At 58.8% G+C, this 19,171-nt stretch carries 15 protein-coding genes, 3 tRNA genes and 2 pseudogenes; 10 read left to right on the plus strand and 10 right to left on the minus strand.

The window, feature by feature from the left end:
* The first annotated feature begins 23 nt into the window (after positions 1-23).
* Positions 24-1,301 (plus strand): glutaminase, encoded by a 1,278-nt coding sequence (locus HMPREF2724_RS05360; RefSeq protein WP_061924324.1) that lies wholly within the window; start codon positions 24-26, stop codon positions 1,299-1,301.
* A gap of 270 nt (positions 1,302-1,571) precedes the next feature.
* Here the strand turns inward: HMPREF2724_RS05360 and HMPREF2724_RS05365 are convergent.
* A tRNA-Lys gene (locus HMPREF2724_RS05365) sits at positions 1,572-1,644 on the minus strand.
* 285 nt (positions 1,645-1,929) lie between these two features.
* On the opposite strand from HMPREF2724_RS05365, the gene HMPREF2724_RS05370 reads away from it, so the two are divergent.
* Positions 1,930-3,150 (plus strand): L,D-transpeptidase, encoded by a 1,221-nt coding sequence (locus tag HMPREF2724_RS05370; RefSeq protein WP_061924316.1) that lies wholly within the window; start codon positions 1,930-1,932, stop codon positions 3,148-3,150.
* 9 nt (positions 3,151-3,159) lie between these two features.
* Here the strand turns inward: HMPREF2724_RS05370 and crtI are convergent.
* From crtI to orn, 4 genes and pseudogenes are all read right to left on the minus strand, one after another.
* Positions 3,160-4,767 (minus strand): annotated as a pseudogene (gene crtI / locus HMPREF2724_RS05375) (phytoene desaturase family protein).
* Positions 4,767-5,663: a phytoene/squalene synthase family protein gene (locus HMPREF2724_RS05380; RefSeq protein ID WP_246815600.1), complete on the minus strand. Its 897-nt coding sequence runs from the start codon at positions 5,661-5,663 to the stop codon at positions 4,767-4,769. Before HMPREF2724_RS05380 ends, crtI begins: the two are co-directional and overlap by 1 nt.
* Positions 5,664-5,753: 90 nt before the next feature.
* Positions 5,754-5,826 (minus strand) — tRNA-His (locus HMPREF2724_RS05385).
* 50 nt (positions 5,827-5,876) lie between these two features.
* Positions 5,877-6,509, minus strand: coding sequence for an oligoribonuclease (gene orn, locus HMPREF2724_RS05390; protein ID WP_061924309.1), 633 nt, complete (start codon positions 6,507-6,509; stop codon positions 5,877-5,879).
* Between the two features lie 332 nt (positions 6,510-6,841).
* Between orn and HMPREF2724_RS05395 the strand changes: the two are divergent.
* Positions 6,842-8,352 (plus strand): annotated as a pseudogene (locus tag HMPREF2724_RS05395) (alanine/glycine:cation symporter family protein).
* Between the two features lie 40 nt (positions 8,353-8,392).
* Here the strand turns inward: HMPREF2724_RS05395 and cmrA are convergent.
* A complete protein-coding gene (gene cmrA, locus HMPREF2724_RS05400) occupies positions 8,393-9,205 on the minus strand; it encodes a mycolate reductase (RefSeq protein ID WP_070455881.1) in 813 nt (270 codons plus the stop codon).
* Positions 9,206-9,351: 146 nt separating this feature from the next.
* Here cmrA and HMPREF2724_RS05405 point away from each other — a divergent pair, with 146 nt between their 5' ends.
* A complete protein-coding gene (locus HMPREF2724_RS05405) occupies positions 9,352-9,537 on the plus strand; it encodes a PspC domain-containing protein (protein WP_201040745.1) in 186 nt (61 codons plus the stop codon).
* A gap of 3 nt (positions 9,538-9,540) precedes the next feature.
* On the opposite strand, the gene HMPREF2724_RS05410 is transcribed toward HMPREF2724_RS05405, so the two are convergent.
* The 3 genes from HMPREF2724_RS05410 to HMPREF2724_RS05420 all read right to left on the minus strand — a co-directional run bounded on the left by HMPREF2724_RS05410 (position 9,541) and on the right by HMPREF2724_RS05420 (position 11,401).
* Positions 9,541-10,203: a hypothetical protein gene (locus tag HMPREF2724_RS05410; RefSeq protein WP_061924293.1), complete on the minus strand. Its 663-nt coding sequence runs from the start codon at positions 10,201-10,203 to the stop codon at positions 9,541-9,543.
* A 102-nt stretch (positions 10,204-10,305) separates the two neighbouring features.
* A tRNA-Arg gene (locus tag HMPREF2724_RS05415) sits at positions 10,306-10,379 on the minus strand.
* A gap of 56 nt (positions 10,380-10,435) precedes the next feature.
* Positions 10,436-11,401 carry a LysR family transcriptional regulator gene (locus HMPREF2724_RS05420; protein WP_062043497.1) on the minus strand — a complete coding sequence of 322 codons (966 nt, stop codon included), beginning with the start codon at positions 11,399-11,401 and terminating at the stop codon, positions 10,436-10,438.
* A gap of 75 nt (positions 11,402-11,476) precedes the next feature.
* Between HMPREF2724_RS05420 and HMPREF2724_RS05425 the strand changes: the two genes are divergently transcribed.
* The 6 genes from HMPREF2724_RS05425 to ald all read left to right on the plus strand — a co-directional run bounded on the left by HMPREF2724_RS05425 (position 11,477) and on the right by ald (position 18,772).
* Complete coding sequence (locus tag HMPREF2724_RS05425; RefSeq protein WP_070587529.1) at positions 11,477-13,597, plus strand: bifunctional copper resistance protein CopD/cytochrome c oxidase assembly protein; 2,121 nt, start codon at positions 11,477-11,479, stop codon at positions 13,595-13,597.
* 262 nt (positions 13,598-13,859) lie between these two features.
* Entirely contained in the window at positions 13,860-14,459 is a 600-nt protein-coding gene (locus HMPREF2724_RS05430) for a single-stranded DNA-binding protein (protein WP_070455883.1), read from the plus strand.
* Between the two features lie 160 nt (positions 14,460-14,619).
* Entirely contained in the window at positions 14,620-16,290 is a 1,671-nt protein-coding gene (gene ettA, locus HMPREF2724_RS05435) for an energy-dependent translational throttle protein EttA (protein ID WP_062037514.1), read from the plus strand.
* A gap of 29 nt (positions 16,291-16,319) precedes the next feature.
* Complete coding sequence (locus tag HMPREF2724_RS05440) at positions 16,320-16,748, plus strand: acyl-CoA thioesterase (protein WP_061924236.1); 429 nt, start codon at positions 16,320-16,322, stop codon at positions 16,746-16,748.
* 56 nt (positions 16,749-16,804) lie between these two features.
* Complete coding sequence (locus HMPREF2724_RS05445) at positions 16,805-17,449, plus strand: DUF8185 domain-containing protein (protein ID WP_061924233.1); 645 nt, start codon at positions 16,805-16,807, stop codon at positions 17,447-17,449.
* Between the two features lie 231 nt (positions 17,450-17,680).
* On the plus strand, positions 17,681-18,772 hold the full coding sequence (ald, locus tag HMPREF2724_RS05450) for an alanine dehydrogenase (protein ID WP_061924230.1): 1,092 nt from the start codon (positions 17,681-17,683) through the stop codon (positions 18,770-18,772).
* A 3-nt stretch (positions 18,773-18,775) separates the two neighbouring features.
* Here the strand turns inward: ald and HMPREF2724_RS05455 are convergent, their stop codons facing one another.
* Entirely contained in the window at positions 18,776-19,171 is a 396-nt protein-coding gene (locus HMPREF2724_RS05455; protein WP_061924226.1) for a globin, read from the minus strand.

Consider the following 19,171-nt stretch of genomic DNA (forward strand, 5'->3'; position numbering starts at 1 on the left):
AGTCATCCGTAAGCTAGAGCGAGATGAAAACACCAATTCCTTTTTACTTACGGGAAATCCTTGACCATGTCCGTGATGATAAACGCGGAAAAGTAGCGGACTATATTCCAGAGCTTGCGGTTGCGAACCCGGACTACCTAGGCGCAGCGATGTGCACCACCACTGGCCATGTTTATTGGGCAGGTGATGCAGATATCGAGTTCACCATGCAGTCCATCTCCAAGCCTTTTGTGTATGCGCTTGCATTGCAGGAGCTGGGGCTGGAAGCGGTGCGCTCGATTGTGGGAATGGAGCCTTCCGGTGAGGCCTTCAACGAGTTGTCTTTGAACCGCGACGACCACCGCCCGGTCAACCCGATGATCAACGCGGGCGCAATTGCGGTCACGCAGCTCATCAACGGCGTGGACTCGGGCGTCGATGAACGTGTTGAGCGTATCCGCAGCTACATGTCTCGCCTGGCGGGTCATGAGCTGCATATTGACGAAAGCGTTTCCGGCTCTGAGCTTGAAAACGCGGAACGCAACCTCGCGCTCGCGCACATGCTGCGCAATTACAACATTATTGAGGATGAAGCCCACGATGCGGTGCTGACTTACACCCGGCAGTGCTCTATCCGCGTGACAGTCAAAGACCTCGCGGTGATGTCTGCGACGCTGGCTAACGGCGGCCGTCAACCGATAACCGATGACAAGATCCTAGATGCCGACGTTTGCCGCCTCACGCTGGCGCTGATGAGCTCGGCAGGTATGTACGACGGCGCGGGTCGCTGGATGGCGGAGGTCGGCATTCCGGCGAAGTCGGGCGTGGCAGGTGGCCTACTGGGTACGCTGCCGGGCCAGCTGGGTGTGGCTACCTTCTCGCCGCGTCTGAATGAGGAGGGCAATTCCGTGCGCGGTGTGGAAGCCTTCAAGCTTTTGTCTAAGGACATGGGGTTGCACCTGATGTCCACTGAGGAGCGCTATGGCGTGCAGCCAATCCGCCGCATCGTGGACGAAGATACCGCGACGGTTATCTACCTGCAGGGCGTGCTCAACTTCAACGCCGCGGAAACCGTCCTGCACGAGTTGGAGCGCTATGACCTGAGCACCGCCAAAGTGGTCTTGGAGCTTTCCAATGTCACCGCGACTAACCGCATGGGGCGCCGCATGTTGAAGGAGGGCCTGCGCCGCATCCGCGAGTCGGGCTTCGATATCGAGCTGGTGGACCCAGACCACGAGCTCGAGGACCTCAAGATGTCTGACGGCACCGAGGTTCCAGTTGGCGACCCGGAGGACTATCAGATTGCGGGCGAGCCAATCTAACGCTTTCTGTGGCGTGGTGCTGCCTCCTCCTGCGCCCGCAGTGGCAAATGGTGAGGTCGCCCCGCAGTCAATGGGGCGCGTGTTAACTGGTGGGGCTGGTGACGGCTGACCTCACCATCCTTTCCTCACCATTTGGAAAATCGACCTCACCATCTAGGTTGCCGGCTTTTGGAGTCCAGGCGGGTGGCCGGTTCCGGCGAAGGTTAAGGGCGTTTCCGGAATAAAAAATCTCGCGGCCTCCGTGAAAGGAAACCGCGAGATTCTGTATTGTGCGCCATCAGGGACTTGAACCCCGAACCCACTGATTAAGAGTCAGTTGCTCTGCCAATTGAGCTAATGGCGCTTATGTTGTCTGGCTGGTTTGTTTGCCTGCCGTGCAACGAGAAATAACTTTAACACCCACTATTCAAAACTGTAAAATCGCCAGGCCATTGTGTGTTTTTAGGGCGTTTTATGATGGTTTATAGGGCTTCAAGATCTGCCGTCGAAGAAGGTGGGTGGGGCAGGGGTGTTCTTCTTATAACAATTGATTAACGCGTGAAGCGCCGTGTGGTGTTTTGAAGGTGTGCGATATACGCTAATTGAGAAATTCTGACCGTCTTATATACACAAATTTTAAAGGGCCCAAGTGTTTAATTCCCTCCCTCTCGCTCGTCGTGTCCTTGCCACTACCGCTGTAGCCCTAACAGCCACTGTTGCGGCAGCGTGCACCATTGATTCTTCCGCTCAAGATAATGCCGCTGAACAAGCCGCGTCCGCTGATGGCAGTCAGGGTGGTGCAGAGCAATCGCAAGCGCCAAAGGCAAAGGATCTGCAGTTCTCCGTTAAAAACGGTGCGAAAGACGTCGATCCTTCCGAGCTCGTCACGGTAAAGACCGAGGGTAAGCTGAAGTCCGTCACCATGACCAATGAGCTTGGCGTTGAGGTTGCGGAAAAGCTTTCCTCTGACGCGAAGACCTGGTCCACCGATGAGGTTCTGGGCTATAACCACACCTACACAATCAAAGCCGCCGACGTTGATGGAAACGAAAAGACCATCACCTTCAGCACCCCGCAGGCGGCGGGTGTCTCTGAGGTTGCGCTTTCCCCGATTCCGGGCGCCGAAGTGGGCGTTGGTCAGGTCATCGGCGTGCGCTTTGGCAACTACGTCACCGACCGCAAGGCTGCCGAGGAAGCAATCACCGTCAAGACCACCCCAGAGGTTGAAGGCGCCTTCTACTGGATCAATGACCAGGAAGTGCGCTGGCGTCCGAAGGATTACTGGCAGCCAGGCACCAAGGTTGAGGTCAACGTTGATCTCTACGGCCGCAACCTGGGCGGTGGCATCTATGGCGGCGAGGACGCTTCCACCAACTTCACCATCGGTGACCGTGTGATTTCCCTGGTGGACAACGCCACCAAGACTATGAAGGTATTTAAGAACGGCCAACTGCTGCGCGAGATTCCGGTTTCCCTGGGCACCGATGGCCAGTGGGATACTCCGAATGGCCGCTACATCATCGGCGATGAGTACGAGTCGTTGGTCATGGACTCCAGCACCTTTGGCTTGGCTGTCGACGCCGGCGGCTACCGTACCTCCGTCAATTACGCTACGCAGATGTCCTACTCCGGCATCTACGTTCACTCCGCACCGTGGTCCATCGGCGCACAGGGCGTCTATAACCAGTCCCACGGCTGCATCAACCTCTCCCCGGAGGCCGCGCAGTGGTTCCAGTCTGTGGTCAAGCGCGGCGACATCGTCCGCGTCTTTAACACTGGCGGTGAGCAGCTCAACCCATTCGATGGTTTGGGTGATTGGAACATGGACTGGGAGACTTGGTCCAAGGGCAATACCAACGCCAACGCTTAAAGCAGAGCTTCAAGCAGGATAAAAGGAACTAAGCGGTGACGCCGTGGCGTCGCCGTGCATGCGTTTGAGCACGTTCTCGGCGGAAATTAGGCACATCGGCACGCCCACTCCGGGCACTGTCGTGGCACCAGCATAGTAAAGCCCGGCAACCTTGGAAGAGACGTTCTTTCCGCGCAGGAACGCAGACTGCGCCAGCGTGTGCGCCGGGCCGATCGAGCCGCCGCGCCACGCGTGATAGCGTTCTGCAAAATCCGCTGGGCCCAGCGTGCGGCGGATTACGATGCGTTCTTCCAAGTCTGCGATACCGGCCCAATCCCCAATCTGCTTTACGGCAGCGTCAGCAATGGCCTCCACGTGGGCAGAAGGACTATCGCGGTAGGCGTTGCCGTGTCCCAGCGCGGAATCAGCCGGCACTGGCACGAGCACGAAGAGATTCTCGTGACCTTCCGGCGCCACATCGGGGTCCGTTGCCGAAGTCTTGGAGATGTAGATGGAGTGCGAACAGTCCAGCGGACGGGCTGGCTCAGGGCCGTGATAGACCGCGCGGAAGTCCGGCGCCCCGTCCTAGCTAAACAACAACGTGTGGTGTGAAAGCTCCGGAAGCTTGCCCTTCACTCCGATCAGCACCAGCACGGTTCCAAGCCCCGCATCGCGCCCAGCAAAGTACTTTTCCGGGTAGGTGCGCAGGCGTTGTGGGAGGAGCGTGTTCTCGGTGTGGTGAAGATCGGCGGCGGAAACCACGGCGTCGGCAAGCAGCTTTTGCGTGCCAGAGGCGTCGGTGATGCGCACGCCCGTCGCGCGCGGGGAGGCGCCCGCTGTGAGGATGCTGGTGACCTCCGCGCCCAAGCGGAACTGCACGCCGGCGAGCTGGGCCTGCTTGGCGATGGCGCGCACCACCGCATCGAAGCCACCCAGCGGGTAGCGCACGCCCTCGACCAAGTCCGTGTGGCTCATCAGCGAGTACAACGCCGGCGCCGCCGCGGGTTCGCTGGATAAGAACACCGCCGGATAGCTGAGCACCTGGCGTAGCCGGTAATCGCTAAAGGATTTCGCCACATGTTTGTCCAGGGTCCGGACAAGTAGCTGCGCCAGCATACCTAGCCGGGAGCGAACCGTGGAGCCTAAAAGCTCGCGGGGACTGCTGAAAGTGGTGTAGAGGAACTTCGATAGTGCCACGTTGTAGATGTCGCTGGCCTGGGCGAGGTAGGCGCGGATGCGGGCGCCGGCGCCGGGCTCGATGGACTCGAAGAGTTTGGCGGCTTTCTCAACGCCGGTCTCGACGTCGAGGAAGTCACCATCGTCGTTGTAGACGCGGTAGGCGGGGCTGAGATCGATAAGCTCGAGCTCTGCCTGCGTGGACGTGCCGCAGAGCTCAAAGAAGTGGTCGAATGCCTCTGGCATCAGGTACCAGGATGGGCCCGTATCCCAACGAAAGCCCGCTTCTGTCAGGCTGCCCGCGCGGCCGCCCACTTCTTCTAGTTTGTCCACCACGGTGACCTTCTTGCCGTCGCGTGCGAGCAACGCTGCGGTGGCAAGGCCGGCGATGCCTGCCCCGATGACGATGACGGTCTCGGGCTGCTCGCTGGAGAGGGCGGTAGAAAGGCGGGGCAGTTTCATCAGTTGCTCTTTCTTAAAGAATGCAAGGTGGCGCGGCTTAAAAGCGCTAGCTTGCGTGGGGCGCTGACGCGGGTGCGTTGGGAAAAGACGGCGTCGGCAGGCAGTGCTGCAAGGTCGTTGGTCAAGGCCTCAAAAAGGTCAGTGGCGGCGCTGACACCTACGCGTGCCGAGAATGGAAGCTTGCCGGTGACGGCGCGGGCAGTGGCGAGATCGCTGCGGATATCGGCGATGAGTAGGTCTTTGTCCTGCGTGCTCAATCCGCCGTGCCCTGCCTGCGGGAAGTAGCTGCGGCCAAGCTGTGCGGTATCCGCGCCGAGGTCGCGTAAAAAGTTGACCTTCTGAAAGGCGGCGCCGAGGCGCCGTGCACCCGTCTCGAGCTGGCTCAGCTCGGGGCCAGAAACTGGATGATCCACCAAGAAAGTAGACAGGCACAAAAGCCCAATGACCTCCGCGGAGCCGTAGATATAGGCCTCGAGATCTTTCTCGTCGGCGTAGTCGCACTGGTGAAGGTCGCGGCGCATCGACGCGAAGAAGGCCCGAATGTGCTCATTCTTGAACCCGCAACGCCTGGCGGAAATGCCATAGGCATGCAGCACAGGATCGGTGTGAAAGCGTTGCGAAGGTGCGCACAGAACCGCCTCTTCGTATGCATTGAGGGTCTGCTCGACTTCTGTTGTGTTAAGGCCCGCGGCGGCTGCGGCGCCGTCGACGATTTCATCCGCTATGCGCACCACGGCATAAAGATTGCGGATATCGGTGCGCGTGCGGGGAGCGAGCAGCTCGGAGGCAAAGGAAAAGCTCGTGGAATAGGCCGCGATGATTTGTGCTGAAGCTCTTTGGGCACTTTGGTCATAGCGTGGCAAAGGCTGAGTGGGGAAGCGAGAAATCCCAAACACAATCGGCCACCTTAATCCACGGGGCTAAAAATAGCGCGAGAAAAGTATAAGGCCCTAACCTGAAAAATAACAGGTTAGGGCCCTCATCGGGGTGGCTGACGGGGCTCGAACCCGCGACACCCAGGATCACAACCTGGTGCTCTACCAGCTGAACTACAGCCACCATCGCTGCCTTAAAAGCAGCACGGATAAGATTAACTCACGCCGCGTAAATTACAAAAACGCCTGGTAGTCAGCGGTAGTTGACTCCTTGAGATCCGCTGCTTCCGCGGAGGAGGGACCGTCGTCGGTGCGGAACACGCTGCGGCGGTAGTAGTCCAACTCGCGGATGGACTCGATGATGTCCTGGAGCGCGCGGTGCGCCATGCCCTTGTCTGGCTGGTTGTAATAAGCGCGCGGGAACCAACGGCGGCTGAGCTCCTTGATGGTGGAAACGTCAATCATGCGGTAGTGCAGCGCTTCATCCAAGCGCGGCATGTAGGCGCGAATGAAGGTGCGGTCGGTGGCGATGGAGTTGCCTGCCAGGGGGGCGGGATGCTCGGGGTCGCAGTGCTCAGCGATGAGCGCCAGGACGGCATCTTCGGCTTCCCGCAGAGTGGTGGTGGATTCGCGGATTTCCTTATCCAGGCCGGAGTTGGCGTGCATGTTGGTGACAAAGTCATCCATCTCAGCGAGCTCCGCTTCCGTGGCATGGACCACTAGGTCGATTCCCTCACCAATGACGTTGAGGTTGCCATCAGTGATGATGGCGGCCACCTCCACGATGACGTGGCGCTTCGGGTCCAGCCCTGTCATCTCCAAGTCAATCCAGACGAGTCGGTCATTCTTCGGGGCGATGTCAGTCATGGGTTTAACCTTAGTCTTCCTAGAGCCGCGCTTGTCGACGCCTCCCTTCCCACCGTCTGATTTAATCCACCGGCGTGGAAGGTGTGGCGGGGGTAGGCAAAGGGTGTGTTTTGGTGCAGATAGTTCAGTTTTTCTAAATGGTTCGTCTTAGCGGTATTGACGGTTCTTGAGCTGTGCATTAAATTTCAGTCAACCGACAGGTAATGTGAAGAATTAGATTCTTCCAAAACATTTTCGTGATTATCCTCACAAACTTCGATTGAAGTAGTGCATGATTCTTTATGTCACCTTCTATGTTAGAGCTCACAATTTTAGAAAGTAGGTTCCCTCATATGGCCGGGTTCTTGGATGCTCTCAACTCCCTCATTTGGTCCCCAGCACTCGTGTTCCTGTGCTTGGGCGCCGGTGTCTACTTCACGATCGTGACCAAGGGATTGCAGATTCGCTGTATTCCCGACATGATTGCGCAGCTGAAGAACGGCGAGAAGTCAGACTCCGGTGTTTCTTCTTTCCAGTCCCTGATGATTTCGCTCGCCGGTCGCGTCGGCGTCGGCAACATTGCCGGTGTTGCCACGGCGATCGCCTTCGGTGGCCCAGGTGCTGTCTTCTGGATGTGGGCGGTGTCGCTGTTGGGGTCCGCTACCTCATTCGTGGAATGTACTCTCGCCCAGGTCTACAAGGAAAAGGATCAGGACACCGGCGAGTACCGTGGTGGCCCGGCGTACTACATCGAAAAGGCTTACCGCCACACCTCTGTGGGCCCGTTCATGCTGGTCTACGGCGTCATCTTCGCTGTCTCCATGATTCTGGCTACCAGCTACTTCCTCCCAGGCATCCAGGCCAACGGTGTGGCCGCTGCAGTGGAGAACGCCTGGGGCGTCAACGTCACTTGGTCCGCAGTCATCTTGGCTGGCGTCTTGGCCTTCATCATCATCGGCGGCGTCAAGCGTATCGCTAACTTCACCTCGCTCATCGTTCCATTCATGGCAGGCGCTTATATCATCATCGCGCTGACCATCCTGTTCATGAACTTCGGCGACATCCCACACGTTTTGGCCTCATCGTCAAGTCTGCATTTGACATGGAAGCAGGATTCGCGGGCATGCTGGGCTCTGCAATCATGTGGGGCGTAAAGCGCGGTATCTACTCTAACGAGGCAGGCCAGGGCACCGGCCCGCAGTCGGCAGCAGCTGCTGAGGTTTCCCACCCAGCAAAGCAGGGCTTCGTTCAAGCATTCGCCGTCTACGTCGATACCCTCTTCGTCTGCTCGGCCACCGCCTTCATCATCATCTCCACTGACATGTACAAGGTCTTCGAAGGCGAGTCCGAGGACGGCGCCGTTCGCTACGCCGGCTCCCTGCCTGACGGCATTGAGGTCGGCCCAGGCTTCGTTCAATCCGGTATGGACTCGGTATTCAACGGTGTCGGCGCTTCCTTCGTGGCAATTGCTATCGCGTTCTTCGCCTTCACCACCGTTCTGGCTTACTACTACATGGCAGAGACCAACCTCACCTACTTCAACCGCTGGATCAAGAATGCTGGCGCACGGCGCGCGCTGGTGTGGGTCCTGCGCGTCCTCATCATCATCTCCGTCATCATTGGTGCCACCACCACCCCGGGCTCCGCGTGGGCATTGGGCGACATCGGAGTGGGCGCCACCGCATGGCTTAACATCATCGCCGTCCTCTTCCTCCAGGTCCCGGCACTCAAGTGCCTCAAGGACTACAGCGCGCAGAAGAAGGCTGGCAAGGATCCGGTTTTCGACCCTGAAGCTCTGGGCATCAAGAACGCCGACTTCTGGGTAGACCGCAAGAACGCTCGCTCTTCCTCTGCAACCGAGTAAGGCACACCAAAAGCAGGACCGCGGAAAGGGTGGGAGTGCCTTAGGCCATCTTTGAGTAGAAGCTGCCGATGAGCGGTGCGGCAATCGGGGTAGGGATGATTTGGCCAAGCGTATTCATGGCCTTCGACAGCGGGCCCGGTACCACGCGGCGCTGGTTGCGAGCCATAGCCTCTAGGGTCTCTGCGGAGCAGGACTCGTAGGTGGTCCACAGGAAGTCAGGAACTACCTTATCTACGATGGACTGCTCCTCTTCCGGGATGACGGCATCGCGCACCGGGCCGGGGGCTAGCAAGGTGCAGCTGACGCCAGAGCCCTTGAGCTCGTAGTGCAACGCCTCGGTGAAAGCGTTGACGCCTGCCTTTGTAAATACATAGGTGGCGTTGTTCGGAATCGAGACGTTGCCCGCTGCAGAACCAACGTTGCAGATAGCGCCGGAGCGACGCGGCAGCATCTGGTCCAAAGCGGCGCGGGTCAGGCGGTGCACGGCCTTGCCGTTGAGATCGAATTGCTTGTTCTCATAGTCCCAGTCCTGGTCCATGAATTTGCCAAAGCTGGCGATGCCCGCGGAGTTGACGATGATGGAAATTTCTTTGCCGGCCATGAACTCGATGACGCGGTCGACGTCGGCTTCCTTTGCTAAGTCGGCGGCCAGAGCGATCGCATCGATCTCGTGCTTCGACTTCAGTTCATCCGCGATGTGCTCGAGGACTTCCTGGCGGCGCGCCACCAAAATGACGTTATATCCGAGGGCGGCGAGATCGCGCGCCATCGCCTCGCCGATGCCCTGGCTAGCGCCCGTAAGCAGCGCATAGGAATTGCGGGTGGGTGCGGGAAGACCTGCGTTTTTAGCCATAGTGATTGTGTCCTTTCGCCGAAAAGAAGTTTTCAACCAGCGTAGACGAAAGCAAAACATCAGGGTGATTCTCGGGGGTTTACCTGATGCGTGTGGCCTGCTGAAAAGCTTTAATGGAGGGCGCACACTAAGAAGAAAGGACAATCATGAATTACCGTTTGACCCGCTCGAGCACGGATTGCTACATCGGAGGCGTATGCGGCGGCATTGCTCAGACCTACAATCTGGATCCCACGTTGGTGCGCATCCTCTTCGTTGTTGCCACTTTGGCAGGCTTTTCCGGTGTGCTGGCTTATCTCATCCTGTGGGTTGTGATGCCGGTAGGTAGCTAAGCCCTACTGCAGTGGCCCAAAGCCCATGAACCTATGCCAGGTTTCCCATTCATCGCGGAGCCTGGCGGCGTGGTGTGCGGGGCTGGCGACGTCGTCGATAAGCACCGCGTCCTGCATGCGCACTCCGTTGTCGAAGAACAACGCCGCGTGCCCGGAAGCGCCGTAGCGCACGACGGGAACGAGGTTGAGGCCGTCGAAGGAAAGATGCGCATTCGGGCGCACATCAAGGCCCGCGATGGCAGCAAGCGTCGGCGCCAAGTCCATCGGGGAGACTAGCTCTGGGCACGGCTCCACCAGCTTTTGATCCGTAACACCCGGCCACGACAGCGACATCGGCGAGGGCCCGCCGCTTAAGGAACACACAGCAAGGACGCTGTGCTTGGCGACGTCGCGCAACCGCGCCGGCTCCGCAGGCTCCTCGAGCAGTCGGAACACGGGCTGCTCAGCAGTACCGGGGGCCGAGTCGATGTCCTCGCTGATGAGGTAGCCGGCCTCGCGGAAGATATCGGTGATGCGGGTCGTGGCGCCGCGCTGCGGATACTGGCCGGTCAGAACCGAGTTGCGCGATTGTGCGTATTCCGGCGAAGGCGCCCATGCGTTGGTAAAACGCATGCCGATGAGCGCTTCTTCTGGGGCAGTGACGAAGGTGGCCAGCGTGATATCCATGCTTGTTATTTTAGGCGCGCTTACTAAGCCAGACCGATAAAACCAAAGAAAAGGCCACCAATCTGTGGAAGAAACTTCCCAGTGAAGTGGCCTTTTCGGCGGTGCCCCCAGCAGGACTCGAACCCGCGACACATGGGGTAGAAACCCACTGCTCTAATCCGCTGAGCTATGGAGGCTTAGGCTTTCATCTTAGACCAGCCAGCCTCGCGTACTAAAAGTAGGGCTTAGCGTCTTAGGCCTTGTCCGCTTCTGCCGAGTGGACGGACTTGTGAAGAAGGGTTTCTTCGCTCTCGCCGCCTACGGAAAGGATGAGATCTACCAGCTGGTTGGCGGCAGGGGAAAGGTCGCGTTCACGGCGGTAGATGAGCAAGGACTGCATCGGTGGGATGCCTTCTGCAATCTCGCGGAGGTGAATGCCGCGGTGGTTGAGCGCCTGTGCCGAGCTCGGGACAAGGCACACACCGATGCCGCCGGAAACCAGTGGGAGGCCGGTCTGGAGGGTAGAGATTTCTTGGACGCGGTTAGGGACGGCGTCCGGGTGCTTGGCAAAGACCTGGTCCAGCAGCTCTGGAAGGCCAACGAATTCAGGGTTGCGTGGAGGCAGGATCCACGTTTCTTCCGCGATGTCGTGAAGGGAAACAGGGTTGGGCAGGTGCTGGAGGCGATCCGGTACGGCGACGCGGAATTCCATCTCGCTGGCTACATGGACGTTCAGCTCGTTGTGGTAACGCTGGGCAAATGCGTGTGGGTCAGTCGAAGGCATCAGGCCTAGGTCGATGGAGCCTTCGAGGACGCGGCGCAGGGTTATGGTCGGTTCTGGATCGTCCAAGAAGATGTTGACCTCAGGGGCGCGATCCACCATGCGGTGAAGAACCTCTGGCATAAACAGCCAGTTGAACTCCGGCGCAGACGCGATAGAGACGCTGCCGGCGGCGCCGCTGGCGATCTCGGTGATGCGCTGTGCGGCGTCGCTAAGCAGGGTGTCCATCTTCGCGGCGATGGAATAGAGGTAGTCGCCGGCTTCGGTGGTCTTAACACCGGCGCGGCCGCGGGTCAGGAGTTGAACGTCAAGCTCCTTTTCGAGCTTACGAATAGAGAGACTTAGAGAAGGCTGAGTCATATCTAGAGCTTCAGCCGCATGAGTGAAAGATCCGTAGTCCACTACGGAACGAAAGTAGAGTAGCTGGCGTGAATCCATAACGAATAATTATGCCAGAACTTAAAAGATTATTCGTTTTAGGTAAGAAGACGGTTTGGGCGGTAGACTGCGCCTATGGAAAAACGGGAAGAAACTGCCAGCTCAGCGGCTCGCGCGGCTTCGACAACGGTTTCGCCGGCGCAGGGCGCAGCGTCCAAGAACACAGTTTTCAAAGGTGGAAAGCGTGGCGCCAAAGGTGCTACAACGGTCTATCTCGCGGCTCTTATCGTTGCCGGGCTGGTTGCTGGCGTTATTTCCCTGTTCTTTCTGGCGGAGTCACTCGCGGCATTGGGCATTCCCGATCCCGGGCGTTTGACCACATTCGGCCTGCCATTTTTCCGCGGCGTCGCCTGGATTTTAATGGCGCTGTCGGTGGGCTCGTACATGGTTTCAGCCTTTCTCGTTGCGCCGCAAATTCCTAAGAAAGACAATGATCGTCTCATTGAGTCGCGCTTAAGTGTCGATGGACACATCGCCGCCCGCGCCGGCGCCCTGGCGGCTTTTGGCGTGGCAGTGGTATCTCTGCTGGAAGTGCCGCTGGTTATGTCCGATCTGACGGGCACACCTTTCCTCAAAGTCCTCAACCCGCAGCTGATGGGCATGGCGCTGGATAGCATTTCCACCTCCCAGGCCTGGTTGGTCACCGCCTCCATCGCGGTTGTTGCCGGCGTGCTGGGCCTGGTTTCTAAGAAATGGTCCCTGCAGCCTATTGCGTTTTTCTTCGCACTCATGCAGATTGTGCCCCTCGGCATGGAAGGTCACTCTGCTTCCGGCGGCGACCATGATTACGGCACGAACTCCCTGCTCTTCCACCTTTTCTTCATGGTGCTTTGGGTGGGCGGATTGCTGGGGCTTATAGCCCATAGTCGCCGTCTGGGACCAGACATGCCTACGGCTGTGCGCCGCTACTCGGTGGTTGCTTTCATCTCCATCGTAGCTATGGCCGCCTCCGGCGTGATTAATGCGCTCATCCGCGTTGAGCTAGCAGACCTGTTTAGCACCCGCTATGGACTCATCATCGTCACCAAGGCGGTGCTTACTGTCCTGCTTGCCGTCTTTGGACTAGCGCATCGCCAGATCACCATGCCGCAGCTGGAGCGCCGTCCGCTGCTTTTTCGCCGCGTCGCATTCGTGGAAATCCTCGTGATGGCAGCCACCGTGGGCGTGGCTATTTCCATGGGCCGCACGCCGCCCCCGCCGCCGCGCGATCCGAACCTGAACAACATGCAGGTGCTCTTGGGCTACGAGCTTCTCGACGCCCCGACGGTGACCAACGTCTGGACCATGTACCGCTACGACCTCATGTTTGGCACTTTGGGGCTCGTGCTTGCTGCCGCCTATGGTTACGCGCTGCTGCGCTTGCGCCGCCGCGGCCTTAACTGGTCGCGGGTCCGAACCACCTGGTTTATGCTGGGCGCCTTAGGCTTGACCTTCATCATGAGCTCGGGCATCGGCCTTTATATCCCGGCGCTTTATTCCATGCACATGCTGGGGCATATGCTCCTTTCCATGGCGGTTCCGCTCTTCCTCGTGCTCGGCGCACCGCTGACCTTGGTGATGGAGGCCTTTGAGCCCGGCGCGCCGGGGCGTCCCACTGTCCATGACTTGGCGGTGGCGGTAACTGAGTCGAAGCTTTTGAAGTTTCTTACCCATCCGGCGGTCAATCTGATTCAGTTCCTGACCTTTTTGTACGTGCTCTACCTTTATCCGGAGCTGTATCAGTTCGCGGTTTCTGAGCATGCCGGCCACGTAATCATGAACTGGGTCTTCTTGGTCTCGGGCTATATCTATTACTGGGAGGTTATCGGCCCGGATCCGTTGCCGTTCCGCGCGCCGACTAACCTGCGCCTTCTGGTGTTGTTCTTCTCGATGCCGCTGCACCTTTTCGCCGGCGTCTACCTGATGCAGCTGCAGAGCGTGCTCGGCGTGGAGTTTTATGAGTCGCTGGGGCTGCCGTGGCACCCGGACTTGCTGCAGGATCAGCGCGTGGGCGGCGGCATCGCGTGGGGCTTTGGCCAGTTCCCGTTGGTCATCGTCTTTGGCAAACTCTTTTTGGACTGGCTGCGCGATGACCGTGCTACCGCTCGCCGCCACGATGCAAAGGCAGAGGTCGACGGCGATGCGGAGCTGGAGGATTACAACGAAATGTTGCGCCGCATGAGTGAGGGCGACGCCACTGGATTCCGGCAGCAGTAATCGTTGCAGTAGAGCCGGTTATTTTTCTGAGCGAAGTTCTTTTTGTGGATAGATCCCCTGCCGCTTCGGGCAGGGGATTAACTTTTGTTGACGCTTCCAACAAGTTATCCACAGCTAGGAAAATCGGCCCTTGTGACAGTGCTAGGACGCTAGCGATGATTCGAGCAAGGAAGGCATTTACACGACCTCCTTAAAACACCGCGAGGCAGGAAGACCTGTACTCACAAGTTTCGCTAGCTCAGCAAAGGATTTTCTAAAGCACATGTCTCAGCTACCAATCACCATCACCGGCCACCTCACGCACGAACCCGAGCTCATTAAAGTCAACACCGACATGTACAAGGCGCGCCTGCGCGTGGCATCGTCCCGCCGCATCCCGGTGGATAACGCGGACAACGGAGTCCGCGAGTGGCGCGATACCGACCTCATCTACATCGACGTGGAGCTGTGGGGTCAGTTCGCGATCAACGTTAAGAAGTCATTGCACCGCGGAATGCCGGTCATCGTGGTCGGCTCGGTCTGCTCCGATTCCTGGCTGGCGCCCGATGGCCAGAATAAGTTCCGCACCTTTATCAAGGCTTTCTATGTCGGCCTAGACCTAAACCGCTACGTTATCTCCTCCCGCAAGCTCGAGCGCGTCTATGAAACCGACGGATTGGAGGCACCTGCTTCGGGCGAGACGATGCCGGAAGTCGATGTGGACAGGACGGCGTCGATGGCCGCAGGTGCCGGCACCCAAGACCATGACGATAAGCACGACACCGCAGCCGATCGCCGTCAAGCTGCGCATAGTAAGGCGAATGCAGCCGAGGAGTCGTTCGAGGAGACCGAGGCGCCCGCCGAGCAATCGGTAGGCAGCTAAGCACCGCCTCGTAGGTGCCTGCGACCTAGGCGCCCCGGGGAGGTACAAAGCGGGGGATTGAAATCCCACGTTAATCCCAGCCCGGGGCGCTAGGTACATCCATGTCATGTACTCTTTGTTGTGTTATAAACCATTCCCAAGTTCAAGCAAAGGGTGAAACATGGGCGAATTCATCTACACGATGAAAAACGTGCGTAAGGCAGTCGGCGAGAAGCTCATTCTCGACAATGTAACGATGGCCTTCTACCCAGGCGCCAAGATTGGCGTCGTCGGCCCGAATGGTGCAGGTAAGTCCTCCATTCTGAAGATTATGGCCGGCATTGATCAGCCTTCCAACGGTGAAGCATTCATCGACCCGGGCAAGACCGTGGGCATCCTCATGCAGGAGCCACCGCTCAACGAGGAAAAGACCGTCCGCGGCAACGTGGAAGAGGGCCTCGGTGACATCTTCGAGAAGAAGCAGCGCTTCGAAGCTATCGCGGAAGAGATGGCTACGAACTACACCGACGAGCTCATGGAAGAAATGGGCAAGCTGCAGGAGGAGCTGGACGCTGCCGACGCCTGGGAGGTTGATTCCAAGATTGAGCAGGCGATGGAAGCTCTGCGCTGCCCGCCTTCCGACGCCCCGGTAAACAACCTTTCCGGTGGTGAGCGCCGCCGCGTTGCGCTGGCGAAGCTGCTGCTTTCAGAGCCTGACCTGTTGCTGCTCGACGAGCCAACCAACCACCTGGACGCCGAGTCCGTGGAGTGGCTGGAAAAGCACCTTGCTGACTACCCGGGTGCCGTCCTAGCCGTTACCCACGACCGTTACTTCCTCGACCACGTCGCGGGTTGGATCTGTGAGGTTGACCGCGGCAAGCTCTACCCATACGAGGGCAACTACTCCACCTACCTGGAGAAGAAGGCCGAGCGTCTCGAGGTTGCTGGCGCCAAGGATAAGAAGCTGCAAAAGCGCCTGAAGGAAGAGCTCGCCTGGGTTCGTTCCGGTGCCAAGGCACGTCAGGCAAAGAACAAGGCTCGTCTCCAGCGCTACGAGGAGATGGCTGCTGAGGCTGAGCAGTACCGCAAGCTCGACTTCGAAGAAATCCAGATTCCTACCCCTCCACGCCTGGGCAACAAGGTCGTTGAGGTCAAGAACCTGGTCAAGGGCTTCGACGGTCGCACCCTGATCAAGGATCTCTCCTTCACCCTGCCGCGTAACGGCATCGTGGGCGTCATCGGCCCGAACGGCGTCGGTAAGTCCACCCTGTTCAAGACCATCGTTGGCCTGGAGCAGCCGGACGAGGGCACCGTCGAGGTTGGCGAGACCGTCAAGCTGTCCTACGTTGACCAGGGCCGCGAGAACATTGACCCAGAGGCAACCGTCTGGGAGGTCGTTTCTGACGGATTGGATTACATCCACGTCGGCCAGAACGAAATGCCTTCTCGTGCATACCTGTCCGCATTCGGCTTCAAGGGCCCGGACCAACAGAAGCCTTCCAAGGTGCTCTCCGGTGGTGAGCGCAACCGCCTCAACCTGGCGCTGACCCTGAAAGAGGGCGGCAACCTGATCCTCCTCGACGAGCCAACCAACGACCTGGACGTCGAGACCCTGGGCTCCCTGGAAAACGCTCTAGAGAAGTTCCCGGGCTGTGCAGTGGTCATTTCCCACGACCGCTGGTTCCTGGACCGCACCTGTACCCACATCCTCGCGTGGGAGGGCAATGTTGCAGAAGGCCAGTGGTTCTGGTTCGAGGGCAACTTCGGTGACTATGAAAAGAACAAGATCGAGCGCCTAGGTGAAGACGCTGCTCGCCCGAGCCGTGTTACCCACCGCAAGCTGACCCGATAAGAGTGACTACTAGCTAGTAAAAGGAATCAATGTCTTCTGAAAAGGTGCACGCCCATTCTGTAGGCGTACGGTGGTCGGACTTCGACATGTACGGCCACATGATGAACGCCAACTATATCGAGTTGGCGCAGGAGGCCCGCCTGGCATTTGCCATGGACCATTTCTACAAGCAGGGTTTGGAACTCATTGCGTTCGTGCGTCATCTCGACGTCGACTATGTTCGCCCGCTGAAGTGGGATGGAAAGAATTCCACCGTCACCGTAGAGACTGCTGTAGTACGCCTAGGCAATACCTCGTTTACCACCCGGCAGGAAATCAAAGACGGTGCTGGCAACGTAACTTGCGTGGTCACCTGCACCCAGGTGGTCATCGATAAGGTAACGCAGGCGCCGCGTCCCGTCTCCGAGGAAGAAAAGAAAATCATCACGGAGAATGCTTTGGTTAAGCTGGACGCATAGCGCGAGCCAAATCCGGCTCGATGCGTGAGCAGTTTGTCTAGGAGGGCCCGCAGACCATGGTTCATGAATTACTCGAATTATTAAGTGGTGGACCTGGTTTGCGGGCCCTTCTCGCACGTGCGGTGGGGTTGGATGCTTCGGCAGTGGTGCGCTTGCGTCAATTCGACGCCCAGACCGTCGAGGCTTTCGTTACCACTCCGTTCGAGGTCGTCGCCGCCCGCCGCATAGAGGCCGTTGTGTCCCGCGATGGGGCAGTGGTTTCCGCGCAGACCCTGCATGATGCGCTTGTGCTCGCCGGGATTGAGTCTGCGACGCTGGACTTAGGCCCAGCCCGCGATCCTTCTTGGCCCGGTGCGCTGCCGCCAGCCACGGGCTTTCAGCTTATCGACACCCTGCCCGTCGAGGTGGTCCGTGAGCTCTCGGATAAAGGCCAACAGTTAGCACGCCAGTTCTCTGGCCCGATGGGCCCGCCTGCCAGCTTGTTGAATCAGACCGTGGTCACGGTTAGCGGTGGTGCGGAGCAAGAGGTTGAGATTCCCATGCGGATGATCTTTGCCTGCACGAGCCTAGGCCTAATTCCCGGTTTTGCTGCGCCCATGGATATCCCACGCCACCTGCGTGTCTCCGGCCTCGGTCGGTGGGTACGCGTCGACGCGCCCTTCGGTAGCGTTTATCGCTCGACGCGCTTGTCCCTCTTCTAACTCGCTATAAAAGCACCGCGGGCCCTCCGAAAGCCGTCCAGCCGAGTGGGCCAAAGGAGCGGCTGAGCTCGAAAAATCCACGGTTTATTTGCGTCATTCTAAGGATGGTAGCGGTGTGCTATGGCCTCCGCGAGCCGTGGTAAAAAATCACACTCGAAATCATTTGTGCTGTGCGTTACTCTTTGGGGAGGAGTTTATCCATCAAAATTTTCTTGCTTAAGGAGTTCTAGAATGCGCATTGGCGTCCCTAAAGAAATTATGAACAACGAAAACCGCGTTGCTCTGACCCCACTTGCGGTGCAAACACTCGTAAAAGATGGGCACGAGGTGCTGGTGGAAACCGGCGCTGGCGTGGGCGCTTCCTTCCCTGATAGCGATTACGAGGACGCCGGTGCGCGCATCATGCCTACCGCCGCAGAGACTTGGGAGCAGGCGGAGATGGTGGTCAAGGTCAAGGAGCCGCAGGCCTCCGAATATGGCTACCTGCGCCCAGACCTCATCGTGTTTACCTACCTGCACCTGGCGGCGGACCGGCCTCTTACCGATGCCCTCGTAGAAGCCAAGACCACTTCGGTGGCCTACGAGACTGTCACCGACCGCCACGGCACCTTGCCGCTTCTTACTCCGATGTCCCAGGTGGCGGGACGTCTCGCGGTGATGGAGGGCGTGCATCACCTCTTGTCCACGCAGGGCGGCCGCGGCGTGCTGTTGTCGGGTGTTCCGGGCACGCAGGCCGCCCGCGTCGTCGTTATTGGCGGTGGCCAGGTCGGTGCCTCGGCCGTGGCGATGGCCCGTGGCCTCCGCGCCGAGGTGACGGTTCTGGACCTGGATCCGCATGTGTTGCAGCGCTTTGACGAGCAGTACCAGGGCACCGTCCGCACGCTCATTTCTGACCCAGCCACCCTGGAGGCGGAGCTCTTAGAAGCCGATCTCGTCATCGGCGCTGTCCTTGTGCCAGGCGCCGCTGCGCCGAAGTTGGTGCGCGAGGAAACAGTCAAGAAGATGAAGCCGGGAGCTGTGCTTGTCGACGTCGCGATTGACCAAGGTGGCTGCTTCGAGAACTCGCGCAAGACTTCGCACGATGAGCCGACCTTCAAGGTTCACGACACTTTGTTCTACTGCGTGGCCAACATGCCGGGCGCGGTGGCCAACACCTCTGCGCGGGCGCTGAACTCGGCAACTCTGCCGTATATTCGCGCAGTCGCAGCGCAGGGTGTCGATGGTGCCATCGAGCGCTTCCCAGGCTTGTCCGGCGGTGTGATGACCCGCGACGGCAAGCTCATTTCTGAGCCGGTGCGTCGGGCCTTTAATTGGGAGGATTAAACCCTAGCGATTGATGAGCATCTGCGCCACGCGCTGCATGTGATCCCAAATCATGTGGCGATAGGCCGGCGGAATCGTCTGCTCATCAATCTCCGCCAGGGAATTGCCCATGAGCTCTAACCAGCGATCATGGGCTTTCTGGTCCACGGGATACGGGGCATGGCGCATGCGCAGGCGCGGATGCCCGCGGTTTTCGCTGAAAAGCTGCGGGCCGCCCCAGTATTGAACCAAGAACCATTTGAGGCGCTCCTCAGCGCCCTCCCAATCGGCATCGGGGTACATCGGGCCGATGACGTCATCGTTGCGGACTTGGGCATAGAAACCGTGGACCAACTTTTCGAAGGTCTCCATGCCGCCGATTGCCTCATAAACGCTGGCTGGCTGCTTTTCAGACGGCAT

The sequence above is a fragment of the Corynebacterium sp. HMSC071F07 genome, assembly GCF_001810285.1.
GTDB lineage: Bacteria > Actinomycetota > Actinomycetes > Mycobacteriales > Mycobacteriaceae > Corynebacterium > Corynebacterium simulans.